A 12786-nucleotide genomic window follows, 5' to 3' on the forward strand; every position below is an offset into this window, starting at 1 on the left:
GGTGGCGCAAGCCACTGTCGCTGGTCCGTTCAAGGAAAGAGACATTGGAAGCAAATCTGCAGCGTAACCTCGGAGCCCGCCACATCCGCTTTCTCGCGATCGGCTCCGCCATCGGCACCGGTCTCTTCTACGGATCCGCATCCGCGATCCAGCTGGCCGGTCCGGCAGTCATCCTCGCGTACATCCTCGGTGGCGCGGCGGTCTATATGGTCATGCGCGCATTGGGCGAGATGTCCGTGCGCAATCCGATTTCGGGCTCGTTCAGCCGCTACGCCAGCGACTACCTCGGCCCGCTCGCCGGATTTCTCACCGGCTGGACCTATATCCTCGAGATGATCATCGTCGGCCTCGCCGACGTCACGGCCTTCGGCATCTACATGGCCTTCTGGTTTCCGCACGTGCCGCAGTGGATCTGGGTGCTGGCGATCGTGCTGCTGATCTGCGCACTCAATCTGTGCAACGTGAAGATCTTCGGCGAAATGGAGTTCTGGCTCGCACTCGCGAAGATTCTCGCCATCGGCGCAATGATTATTGGCGGCGCCGCCATTATCGTGCTGGGCATCAGCATGAATGGCGAGCAGGCACACGGGCTCGCGAATCTCTGGACACATGGCGGCTTCGCACCACATGGCATGGGCGGCCTCATTGCCTCGCTCGCGGTGGTGATGTTCGCGTATGGCGGGGTCGAGATCATCGGCATCACCAGCGGCGAAGCAAAAAATCCCGAAGAGGTTCTGCCGCGCGCGATCAACGCGGTGCCCGTGCGTATTCTGCTGTTCTACGTGCTCACGATGGTCGTGCTGATGGCTGTGTTCCCGTGGAGCAAGATCGACGGCCAGGGCAGCCCGTTCGTGCAGATCTTCTCGGGACTGGGCATCAAGTCGGCGGCCACGATCCTCAATGTGGTGGTCATTTCCGCAGCCGTTTCGGCGATCAATAGTGACATCTTTGGCGCCTGCCGCATGATGTACGGCATGGCCGCGCAAGGCCAGGCACCGCGTATCTTCACGATCACGTCGCGTGCGGGCGCACCTTGGGTGACGGTGCTCGTGATGGGCGTGGCGCTGCTCGGCGGCGTGCTGCTCAACTATCTGATTCCCGACCAGATCTTCCTGATCATCGCGTCTATCGCGACGTTCGCCACGGTCTGGGTCTGGCTGATGATCCTGCTTTCGCAGGTGGCAATGCGCTGGCGTCTGTCCGCGGATGAAGTGCGCGCCCTGAAGTTCAAGGTGCCGCTGTGGCCTGTTGGTCCTGCTGTGGCTATCGCATTCATGCTTGCCGTGATCGGCGTGCTGGGCTATGAGCACGATACGCGCATCGCCCTGTTTGTCGGCATCGGCTGGATCGCGTTGATGACCGTGGGCTGGTGGCTGTGTAGCAAGCTCAATGGACCGAGCGGTCTCGTCGAGGAACGTCGCGAGATGGCTAAGCAGAACTAGGGCGCATTCTGGTTCTGTTTACAGCTGGTCATTTCCGTCGCGGTTTCTGTTGTTTCGTGGTGCCTGGTTTGTCGCGTTTCCTTGGTTTCATGTCGGTCTGCCAGCGTTGCCTCTGTGCGGGGCGGCCCCTACTTTTCTTTGCCGCGGCAAAGAAAAGTAGGCAAAAGAAAGCCGCTCACACCGCTAGTGTTACGCCGTCCACCTCTTGCCTTATATCGAAGTGGTTCCGGGGCTTCCGTCATCTCGCACCTTCAAACTCAGTGACAAAGGGCTCATCCATCCCGCTGCTCGCTACGCGCGCAGCGGTCGGGTATGCATGGGAAACCACATCTGCTGCACGCGCAAACGCAGCACATGCCGCCACACCTCTGCCCTCCTCTCGGCCAGCACAGAATCTGCTTAAACAGTCGCTAGCGACTTACATCTGAGCCCCCCTTCACCGAAACCTTCGCGGCCGGCTTTACCCGAACAGCTTGTTCGCGGTTTTGCCGATCAGCTCGCCTTGAAAACGCGCGCCTTCAAGCTCGATCGCGCTCGGCTGGCGCTGGCCTTGTCCGCCAGCTATGGTCGTGGCGCCATAGGGCGCACCGCCAACGATCTCATCCAGCGTCATCTGCCCCTGGTGGCTATACGGCAAGCCAACGACCGTCATGCCGAAGTGCAGGAGGTTGGTGATGATCGAGAAGAGTGTGGTTTCCTGGCCGCCGTGCTGGGTGGCCGTCGAGGTGAAGGCGCCCCCAACCTTGCCGTTGAATACGCCGCGCATCCATAGGCCGCCGGCCTGATCCAGAAATGCCGCCATCTGCGACGACATGCGGCCGAAACGGGTCGGCGTGCCCACGATGATCGCATCGTAGTTGGCGAGTTCGTCCACGGTCGCAATGGCCGCCTGCTGATCGAGCTTGAAGTGGGCGCCCTTTGCCACTTCCTCGGGCACGGTTTCCGGCACCCGCTTGACGTCGACCGTGGCGCCGGTCGAGCGCGCACCTTCGGCAACGGCATCCGCCAGCGCTTCGACGTGCCCGTACGATGAGTAATACAACACCAGGACTTTGGACATTTGCCACTCCTTTTGCGTGTATACGGCAAGGCACGCTGCCCGCCATTCATCATTTACTGGAATTCCTGTCGTGCTACTTCCTCGACGGCCCGCCACGCCCACGACTCGAACTGGCCGGGCGGCACGGGTTTCGAATAGAGAAAGCCCTGCGCGAAATCGCACCCCACCGCTTTAAGAAACGCCTGCTGCTCCGCGGTCTCCACACCTTCGGCAATCACCTGGATGCCGAGCTTGTGCGCGAGCACCACCATCGCTTCGCAGAGCGCCTGGTTATCTTCGTTCACGCTCAAATTCTGCACAAACGACCGGTCGATCTTCAGGTAATCGATCTCGAAGCGCTGAAGATAGGCCAGCGACGAATAACCCGTGCCGAAATCGTCGATTGAAATGCCGATGCCCGCGCGGCGGAACGTCAGCAGTTTTTCATCGATATTCGATTCCGACTGCAATAACAGCCCCTCGGTGATCTCCACGGCAACGCTGCCGCCCGGCATGCCTTCCCGCGTGAGGTACTCGGACCAGCGCGCGCATTGCATGCTGTCCTGGCGAACCTGCACCGGAGACATATTCACGCTCACCTCAAAAGCGTCGTCATACCGCTCGCGCCAGCGCCGTGCCTGCTGCACCGCCCGCCTGAACACCCAGTCGCCAATCGGCACGATCAGCCCCGTGTCCTCGGCCAGCGGGATGAATTCGAGCGGGCTGATCATGCCGCGCACCGGATGGCACCAGCGGATCAGCGCTTCGGCCTTGCAAACCTTGCCGGTCGCCAGTTCGATGATCGGCTGATAGAACAGTTGAAACTGTGTATCCGGCAAAGCGGCGCGCAAGTCGCTCGTGAGCCGCAAACGCCGTTCGGCGTCCACGCGCATGTCGGGCGTGAAGTAGCAGAAGCGATTGCGTCCCGCGTTCTTGGAGGCGTACATGGCCTGATCGGCATTCTTGAACAGCATGTCGAGTTCGCCGGCATCGTCGGGATAAAACGTAATGCCGATGCTCGCGGAAATGAATTCCTCGTCCGCGCCCAGTTTGAATGGCAATGCCAGACTGCCGTTGATCGTCCTCGCGATCCACTCTACCCGCTCGTCGTCGTCCAGTTCGGGAAGAATGACCGTGAACTCGTCGCCGCCCAGGCGCGCAACGGTATCCAATTCGCGCACGCACGAACTGATGCGCCTGGCCGCTTCCACCAGCAGCACGTCGCCCGTGTCGTGCCCGAGGGAATCGTTGACTTCCTTGAAGCGGTCGAGATCGATGAGCATCAGCGCCATGCGCCGGCCCGAGCGGCGCGAGCGCCGCGCTTCATGTTCGAGACGTTCATGGAACATCTGACGATTCGGCAGGCCGGTGAGCGCGTCGAAATTGGCCTGTCGCCAGATCGTCGCCTCGAAGGCCATGCGATCGGAAAGGTCGCGGCCAACAGCCATCACGGAATTGACCTCGCCCGAGCGGTCGATTTCCGGCGTGATGCGGATATGGGAGCATTGCTCCGCCCCCTCCTTGCCGATCCATCGCAGCTCGAATTGCGTGCTTTTCCCGCTTGAAATGACTTCGCGTATTTTCCCCTCGTAGACCAGCGCATTCGGGCCGCCGGGATGCTCCGACGGTCGCTTGCCGAGCGCCTCGGCCAGGCTGCTCCCCGACGACACACAAAACGCGGGGTTGGCGTAAATACGCCGAATATCTTTGTCGTAGCGGGTGATGGTGTCCGGCGAGTTTTCGATCAACATGCGCGATTCGCGCTCGCGCGCCACCAGTTCGGCCGTGCGTTCGATCACGACTTGCTCGAGCGATGCGTTGATCTCGTTGATCTTCTGTATTTTCTGGCCAATCGCGCCGCGCATTCGCTCGAAACGCAACTCGAGCCTCGCCAGTTCGTCCTGTCCGCTCGCCGCCGTTCCTGGCGGTGTCCCTTCCTCGAACGGCACGCCCGCATCGTCGCCCGTATCGTGCATCTTGCGCACCAGCTTGCTGAGCGGCTCCGAAATACTGCGCGAAATGAAGTACGCCAGAAACAGCGAGAGCAGAAAACCCGAGATGCCCACGAGCACGATCTGGTTGCGCACCGCTCGCGCTTCCATCGTCAGGCTCTTTTCCGCAATCGTGCTCACCACGACCCAGCTCGTACCGGGAATGCGCGAGTACGCGACGAGATAGCGCTCGCCTTGCATACCCGCAACGCTCAGGAAACTGCTCGCGTCGGCCGATGTCCCGTTGTGCGCGATGCTTTCGAGCAGCCGGGATACCATTTGCATTCCGCTATGGGCCCGCGCATCGTCGGCCCGAATGATGACCCGTTGATTGTCGCTGTCGAGAATGCAGATCTCGATGCCGCTTCGGGAGGCGACGTTGCTGAAAATCGCGGAAAAATATTCCGGCCTCACCACCAAAACCAGATTTCCGATCTTCTGGTCGTTGCTTTTGTCGAAGACCCCGCTCACCATCCCCAGGTTTGGTTCGCCGACACCGTTATCGTAGCTGCCCCAGTAGGTGCGCTCGTAGTGGGTCTCGGCGCGCTGAACGAGGTTTGTGACGCCACGCGTCAATTGCGCGAACGCCTGCGTATCCAGAATACGATGGTCCTTGTCGAGCAGATATTTCTGGTTGATGAAATCCACCGACCCGAAGTGTTCGAGCAGCAGCCGCGCCATGTCTTCACGTGCTTCGCTGCGGTGCTGGATACTGGCGCTCGTCGCGCCGGCAAGCGCACTTTGAAGACGATTCGACACGACGAGCAGCTTGCTCTCCGTCTCGATCTGCTCCATGCGCATATGCACGTTCTTGGAGACCTGCTCGACCACCTCCTTCGAGAAAACCTCAGCATTCTCCTTGATCGCCGCGACCGATTTCACATACGAGATGCAACCCGAAATGATCACGGGCAGCAAGCACAGCAGCACGAAAGCCGCCATGAGCCGGTGACGAATTTCGACGCGACGAAGCAGATCCTGCGACAGATAGTCGAACGCGAGGCGCAGCGGTGCGGGGATCAAGTTCATTGGTAGTGCATTTTCGCTTCGTTCTTGATCGATTGATCCAGCCGCTTCGCGGCTTCCCCTGGCGTGATTTTGTGGAGCAAGACGTCCTGCATCAGCCCATGCACATATTCGATGGTGTTCGACGGCAGCGACGAATAATACGGGCTCGCCGTGACTGGATAGCGACGGACCGCGTTGGTGTAATCGACGATTAGCGGGTCGCTCACAGCGGTCCCCGCGTTTTCCCGGAATGGAGAAATGTTATGCCGTTTCTTTTGCAGGATCAGGAAGCCTTTGCCCGACATGAATTCCAGAAAGCGCAACGCCGCAGCCTTTCCCGGTGTCTCGCACACGGCAAATCCCGTCTCGCTTCCCAGCACCGGCACGACCTGCGCGCCATGCGTATTCCACGGCGGCACGAATACGCCAGTCTCAAAGGCATTGCCGTGCAGCATCGAGCCGGCGGACCAGCTACCCTCGAAAGCCATCGCCACCTTGCCCTCCTTGAACAGCCTGATGCCTTCGTCGTAGCCCGTCGTCATGAAGGCGGGCTGGACGTATCCGCGTTGGGGAATCTGCGCCATTTTGGCGAAGATGTCGGCGACTGCGGGGGTGTCGAGATTCAATGTGCCATCGGCCATTTTGTTGCGCCAGTCCGGGTCGTTTGCCACCACGTCGTTAGCGAAGCCAGAAGCAAACGGCCCATTGCCGAGCATATTCGGAAAACCGCCGCTCCACATGATGGGCGTGAAGCCCGCCCGCTTGAGCTGCGCGCACACCCGCAGGAAAGCGTCGAAATCGGTCGGCAACTGGGTAATACCCGCCTTGGCGAACATTGCCCGGTTGTAATAGATCATGGTTGTCGCCACGCCGCCCGAAATACCAAACCCTTTGCCATGGCGGCTGGTCCAATCCGCCTTGAGCGGAGCGAGCATGTTATTCCACGCGGAGGTCTGCCGTAAATCGGCAAGAATCCCATGGTCCGCCAGACCGGCGGCATAGGCGTTGGGATTGACGCTCACGAAATCGGGCAGCGCGCCCGCCGCAACGCGCGGCTTGATATTCTCCTCGACCGAATTGCCGATCATGAACTGAACGTCCACGCGCACATCCGGATTGAGCTTGTTGAATTCGGCGGCGATCTGCAGCATCTCTTGCGGCCAGTCGGGCGCCCAGACCAACGCGGTAATGGTTGTCCGTGCTGCCGGGCGCGCGTTTGCTGTGGGGTCTTTTTGCGCGTGACAGCCAAACAGGAAAATCAGGGCGATCAGCCCGTATCGCCACCAGGAGAAGTTGACTCGTCCCACGCCACGCTCGCTTTCGGATTGAAACAAGGCGCACGCTCACAATGATGCCCAATCCGCATAACGGCAGAAAAAATCGGTCCTTTAATTCTCGACGCGCAGGCGGCAAAGCGCTGGCAGGCGAACCAGGCTCCGCTCAGTCGCTCAGCGCATTCAGCCGCTCGACAACATCATCGAACGAGGGCCGGCTTTCGACGTGCTCGTCCAGACAATCCGCAATCAGCGCGTCGAAACCAGCGGCGCGATCGGCCGCTTCCCCGGCCAGACGTTGCGCGAGTTCTTCGAGCAGGCAGCCGAACGCGCGCACCTCGATCCGCTCGAGTGCGTGCGCCCGGGTCCCATTGTCGGCATCATGAAACGACGCCGCGCCGAAGTCGCCGAGCAATGCATGCCCCGCGCCGTCATGGAGGATATTGTGGGCGTAAAGGTCGCCGTGCATGATCCCGCGGCCATGCAGATGCCGCGCCGCCGAAGCGATCCCTCGCGCGATCCGCAAGGCATCGGGCCGGGTGAATCGCACGTCGTTTGCATACACGTCGCGCGTGCACGAGTCCAGACTCGGCGGCCCCGCGAGATTGCCGAACGCGGGATCGATCAACGCCATCACGAGCCCATGCTCGTCGAGCGGATGCCCCGTGATCTTGCCGAGCACGGGAATGAGATTCGGATGCTGCCCCGCTTGCAGGCACGCGGCCATTTCGAGGTCCGGCAAACCGTCGCTCGTCACCGCGCCCTTGAACAGCTTGACCGCGACCGCCCCGGCCGGATGCCCATCGCGCAGAAGACGCGTCGCGCGATGAATCACGCCGGACGCGCCCTCGCCCAACGTCTGCCCGAGCGCGAGCGAATGCCAGTCGATATCGGGCACCGGCGCATCGGCCAGCGCCGCGTGCTCATGCGCGGCGTTAAACGGATTGCCGGCATAGGCGAGCCACGCGAGCCGCGGCAGGCGCAGCAGCCAAGCCGGCAAGGCTTCGAGATGGTTCGCGGAGATGCGCAGCAGCTCCAGACGGCTCAATGCAGCCATGGTGTCGGGCAGCGCGCGCAGCCGGTTGCCGGCGAGCATCAGCTTCTGCAAATTCGCACGCTCGCCAATCTGTGCCGGCAGTTCTTCGATGGCGTTATCGGTCAGAATCAGCCAACGCAATGGCGGCGGCAGCGCGCGCGCCGGCACATGGCGGATCCGGTTCGATTTGAAGCCCACCATGCTCAGTGATGCGCAATCGCCAAGCACGGCCGGCAACTCGGTGAACGGATTATTCGAGGCGAACAGAATGCGCAGCTTGTGTAGCCTCGGCAAATCGTCCGGGAACGCGGTGAGCGCATTGCCGGAGAGGTCGAGCACTTCGAGCGTGTCGGCGAGTTCGAAGATCTCGCGTGGAAATTCGCTCAACCCGCAGGCGAGCTTGAGTTGTCGTGCGCCGGCGAGTTGGCCGTCGCGCAATTGTTCGAGAGTGGAAGTCTTCACGCGTGAATTGAACGGGCCATGGCAAGGAATTCGGAAAGCGCTGGCGCGCAACGCCGCGCCGGCCGTGCGCAATTCTAACGGGTGATGGCTTGGGTCTGTTTATGATCTGGTTTGCGGTGGCTGGTTTTTTCGCGTTTCCTTGTGTTCGTGTCGGTCTATTAGCGTTGCCCCTGTGCGGGGCGGCACCTACTTTTCTTTGCAGCCGCAAAGAAAAGTAGGCAAAAGAAAGCGGCTCAAACCGCTAGTGTGACGCCGTCCACCTCTTGCCCGTTATCGAAGTGGTTCCGGAGCATCCGTCACCTCGCACATTCAACGTTAGTGACAAAGGACTCATTCATCCCGCTGCTCGCTACGCGCGCAGCGGTCGGGTCTGCATGGGAAACCGTGAGTACTCCCTGGGTAAGCGAATGCGCATGCGCCCCACTGGTTTTGGGTTATGCCCCACGGCGCGCGCAGCGCCGCCGGAGGAATGAGCCCTTTGTCACTCCGAAAAACGGCGCGTGGCGACAGACGCTCCGGAACCGCTCCGATCACAGGCAAGTGGTCCACTGCGTCACACTGGCGGTTTGAGCGGCTTTCTTTTGCCTACTTTTCTTTGCCGCGGCAAAGAAAAGTAGGTGCCGCCCCGCACAGGGGCAACGCTAATAGACCGACACGAACACAAGGAAACGCGAAAATCCACTCCCCACGAAATAAAAAAAACCACAACACAACAGACCCCAGCATACCGCTCATAGCGCCATTTCAAGATCCTTGATAACGGCAGCAAGAAAGCGCGCAGCCTCCCCGCCCGTGACCACGCGGTGATCAAAAGTGAGGCTCAACGGCAATATCCTGTGCACGGCGGGCGCGCCCTCATATGCCACGACCTGATCATGGATACGCCCCGCGCCAAGAATAGCCACCGTGGGCGGCACCACCACGGGCGCCGCATATTTACCGGCAATCATCCCGAAGTTCGATAACGTAATCGTATTGCCGCGCATCTCTTCAGGCGGAATCTTGCGTGCACGGATATCGGCGCGCATGCGATCGAGTCCGGCTCGCAAGCCCGCCGAGTCGCGCTGCGCGACGTCGCGCAGCACCGGCACGAACAGGCCCTCGGGCAGATCGACGGCAATGCCGAGATCGATTTTCGCGAGCACGTGGCGCCGCTCCATCTTCGCGTCGAACCATGCGTTCAGTTCCGGCTCCGCGCGGCACCCCGCCACCAGCGCGCGAACGAGGCGAATCGTGACATCGGTATGAGGGGACCACGCGTGAATGTCGGCGTCGTCGATGACGGTTGCGGCCGCCACTTCGTTCTGCGCGCGCGCCATGTTTTGCGCCATCGCGCGCCGCACGCCGCGCAGTACTTCGGGCGGTCCGAGTTCGGCGAGCAGCCTGGCCGCGCGTTGCACGTCGGCCGCCGTGACGACGCCCTCCGGCCCCGAAGGCGTCACCATCGCCAGATCGATGTCGAGCTTGCGCGCGAGCGCGCGCACCGCCGGCATCGCCTTGATGGCGCCGCCATGTCCCGCACCCGCGCCGCCGCCGAGCACGGCAGGCGCCTCTTCTTGCATCGCCTGTTTGCCCACCTCCATGTGGCCGACCACGGTGCCCGCGTCGGCATCGTCCGCGCCTTCGCCTTCGAACGCGGCCAGCGGCGCCCCCAGATGCACGATGTCGCCGGGCTTGCCGAACAGCTTGGCGATACGGCCCGCTTGCGGCGACGGAATCTCGACAATCGCCTTGGCCGTCTCGACCGAGACGAGCGGCTGATCCGCACGAATTTCGTCGCCGCTCTTGACGTGCCATTCGACGATCTCCGCTTCCTGGAGGCCTTCGCCCAGATCGGGCAGCTTGAAGATTTTCATGGCTTCACTGCGCCTCCAGCGCTTGCCTCACCGCCGCGACGATGCGCGTCGTGCCGGGCATATAGTGACTTTCGAGCCGATAGAGCGGAACCACCACGTCATAACCCGTGACGCGCTGCACCGGCGCCAGCAGCGAATAAAGACCGCGCTCGGCGATGCCGGCAGCAATCTCCGCACCCACGCCGCCCGTGCGCGAACCTTCGTGCACGATCACACAGCGCCCTGTTTTGGATACCGAAGCAAGAATCGTGTCCATGTCGAGCGGCTTGAGCGTGGCCACGTCGATCACCTCCGCGCTCACGCCTTCTTGCGCCAGCAGATCGGCGGCCGCGATCGCTTCCTGCAGCGCGCCGCCCCAGCTCACCAGCGTTACGTCCGCGCCCTCGCGCAGCACATAGCAGCAGTCGAGCGGCAGCGCTTCGCCGTTGTCCTCCACGGATTGCCTGAAAAGGCGGTAAAGGCGCGTGGGCTCGAAGAAGATCACCGGGTCCGGGTCGCGAATGGCCGCCAGCAGCAGCCCATAGGCACGCGCGGGCGACGACGGCGTCACCACGCGCAAGCCCGGTATGTGCGCAAACAAGGCTTCGGGGCTTTCGGAGTGATGCTCGGGCGCATGGATGCCCGCGCCGCTCGGCGCGCGCAGCACGAGCGGACACGCGAGCCGGCCGCGCGTCCGGTGCCGCAGACGCGACGCATGGTTGAGCACATGATCGATGGCCGGATAAATAAAGCCGCTGAACTGAATCTCCGCGACGGGCTTCAGCCCCATTGCGGCCATGCCGACCGCCGTGCCGCCAATCGCCGTTTCCGCAAGCGGCGTATCGATCACGCGCTGCGCGCCGAAGCGCGCCTGCAAGCCTGCCGTGGTGCGAAACACGCCGCCGTTCACGCCGATGTCCTCGCCAATCAGCACGACGTCCGGGTCGTGTTCGAGCGCCCAGGCAAGCGCCAGATTGATCGCCTCGACCATATTCAGATCAGCCATGGCCGTTCTCCGCTACGGGTGCAAGCGTCGCTGCCGCAGCAAATCGCTGCGCCATCGCCAGTTGCTCGCGCATGGCGAGCGGCGGGGTCTCGTAGAGATGATCGAACATCGCCGCCACATCGGGCGGCGCGACCGCGAGATAGGCCTGAACCGCCTGCTCGACCTGGGCGTGGCACGCCTTGCCGAGCTGCTCGTCCTGCGCCTTGTCCAGCACGTTCTTGCGCGTGAGGTGAGTGCGCAAGCGGCGCAGCGGTTCGAATTCCCACTGCTGGGTGAGCGCCTCGGCGTCGCGATAGCGCGTGGCGTCGTCGGCTGTCGTATGGTCGCCCAGGCGGTAGCTGAGCGCTTCGATCAACGTGGGCCCCTCGCCGCGCCGCGCCTTCGCGAGCGCCGCCCCCATCACCTGGCGCACGGCAATCACGTCGTTGCCATCGACCTGCAAGCCGTCGATGCCGGCGGCAATGGCTTTTTGCGCGAGCGTTTGTGCCGCGCTCTGCCGGCTGCGCGGCAGCGAAATCGCCCACTGGTTATTGTTGATGACGAGCACGAGCGGCGCGCGCCACGCGCCGGCGCAGTTCATCGCCTCGTAGAAGTCGCCCTTGGATGTGGCGCCGTCGCCGAACATCGCCACCGCGACGCGCGGCTCCTGCCGCAACAGAAATGCATAGGCCGCGCCCGCTGCATGGCAGATCTGCGTACCGATCGGCACGCAGTTCGGAAAATCGAGGCGCGGCACGCTGAAGTCGCTGCCGCGCTCGTCGCCGCCCCAGTAGAGCAGGCTTTCCGTCATGGTGACGCCGCGCAGCAATTGCGCCGCGTGGTCGCGATACGAGGGAAACAGCACGTCTTCGGGCCGCATCGCGCTGGCCACCCCCACGCCGATCGCCTCCTGGCCAACCGACGACGCGAAGGTGCCGAGCTGGCCCGTGCGTTGCAGGGCAACGGCCTTGGTGTCGAACGCCCGTGTGAGCACCATCGCGCGATACAGCGGCAAGAGCGCGGCAGGGTCGCTTGCGAAGGACGGCAGCGGATGAACGGGCTCGCCGTCGGGGCCGAGGTACTGCGTGTAGCCAATTTGAAAACTGGCAGCCGTGGTCATGACGGCCTCTCCTTGGTGTTTTCAAATATCGTAGGTCTTATCGCGCGTCTGTGCTTGTAACTGCGTTGCTTGTAACTGCGTTGCTGGTGCTGCCGCTTGTGCTTGTGCGTGCGCTACGCCGCACTAAAAACCACGGCGCCCTGATTGGCGACTTCGGTGAACGCCCGCACGAAGCGGTAAGTCTGCCCGCCAATGGTGAGCTCGTTGAACCCCGAGCGGGTCAGCGCCAACACCGCGCTCGCCATGGCGTTGCGAATCTTGCCGTGCCGTGTCCACTCCTCGGGCTCGCTCGCGTCGCCGAGGAATACGTCGCTACTCTCCGCGTGGCTTCGAACCAGAATCAGGCTCTTCCCCTTGTCGAGCAGCAGCTCGAGATATTCGACCAGGGTGGCCAATGCCTCGGCATCGGTGTCGTGAGATTCGCGAATAGTTGAGTTCATAGGGGGCACCTGCGCTGATTGGTACTGCACGGCACTGCGGTTTCTATCCTACACGGCCACGATGCCGTTGCGCGCGGACATGTGCATTCCATTAGTGCGCTCAATGAAAGAATGACGCTCCATTTCGCTGCAGCAGGCGTACCATCAACAACTA

The 12786-nt window shown here is 62.2% G+C and carries 9 protein-coding genes; 1 reads left to right on the forward strand and 8 read right to left on the reverse strand.

Annotated elements, in window-relative coordinates; all coding sequences use genetic code 11:
• Window positions 1–44 precede the first annotated feature (44 nt).
• A complete protein-coding gene (locus L5014_RS02285) occupies window positions 45–1442 on the forward strand; it encodes an amino acid permease (protein ID WP_238461950.1) in 1398 nt (465 codons plus the stop codon).
• 460 nt (window positions 1443–1902) lie between these two features.
• Here L5014_RS02285 and wrbA read toward each other — a convergent pair whose 3' ends face one another.
• The 8 genes from wrbA to L5014_RS02325 all read right to left on the reverse strand — a co-directional run bounded on the left by wrbA (window position 1903) and on the right by L5014_RS02325 (window position 12632).
• Complete coding sequence (gene wrbA, locus L5014_RS02290; RefSeq protein WP_238461951.1) at window positions 1903–2502, reverse strand: NAD(P)H:quinone oxidoreductase; 600 nt, start codon at window positions 2500–2502, stop codon at window positions 1903–1905.
• Between the two features lie 53 nt (window positions 2503–2555).
• Window positions 2556–5501 carry a bifunctional diguanylate cyclase/phosphodiesterase gene (locus L5014_RS02295; RefSeq protein WP_238461952.1) on the reverse strand — a complete coding sequence of 982 codons (2946 nt, stop codon included), beginning with the start codon at window positions 5499–5501 and terminating at the stop codon, window positions 2556–2558.
• Window positions 5498–6733 (reverse strand): ABC transporter substrate-binding protein, encoded by a 1236-nt coding sequence (locus tag L5014_RS02300; RefSeq protein WP_420800002.1) that lies wholly within the window; start codon window positions 6731–6733, stop codon window positions 5498–5500. Before L5014_RS02300 ends, L5014_RS02295 begins: the two co-directional genes overlap by 4 nt.
• 187 nt (window positions 6734–6920) lie before the next feature.
• Entirely contained in the window at window positions 6921–8252 is a 1332-nt protein-coding gene (locus tag L5014_RS02305; protein WP_238461953.1) for a protein kinase, read from the reverse strand.
• A gap of 731 nt (window positions 8253–8983) precedes the next feature.
• Window positions 8984–10108: a dihydrolipoamide acetyltransferase family protein gene (locus tag L5014_RS02310; protein ID WP_238461954.1), complete on the reverse strand. Its 1125-nt coding sequence runs from the start codon at window positions 10106–10108 to the stop codon at window positions 8984–8986.
• 4 nt (window positions 10109–10112) lie between these two features.
• On the reverse strand, window positions 10113–11093 hold the full coding sequence (locus L5014_RS02315; RefSeq protein WP_238461956.1) for an alpha-ketoacid dehydrogenase subunit beta: 981 nt from the start codon (window positions 11091–11093) through the stop codon (window positions 10113–10115).
• Window positions 11086–12192: a pyruvate dehydrogenase (acetyl-transferring) E1 component subunit alpha gene (pdhA, locus tag L5014_RS02320; RefSeq protein WP_238461957.1), complete on the reverse strand. Its 1107-nt coding sequence runs from the start codon at window positions 12190–12192 to the stop codon at window positions 11086–11088. Before pdhA ends, L5014_RS02315 begins: the two co-directional genes overlap by 8 nt.
• 113 nt (window positions 12193–12305) lie before the next feature.
• Window positions 12306–12632: a hypothetical protein gene (locus tag L5014_RS02325; protein ID WP_238461958.1), complete on the reverse strand. Its 327-nt coding sequence runs from the start codon at window positions 12630–12632 to the stop codon at window positions 12306–12308.
• Between the last annotated feature and the right edge of the window lie 154 nt (window positions 12633–12786).

It is taken from the genome of Paraburkholderia tagetis, assembly GCF_022213065.1.
Lineage (GTDB): Bacteria > Pseudomonadota > Gammaproteobacteria > Burkholderiales > Burkholderiaceae > Paraburkholderia > Paraburkholderia tagetis.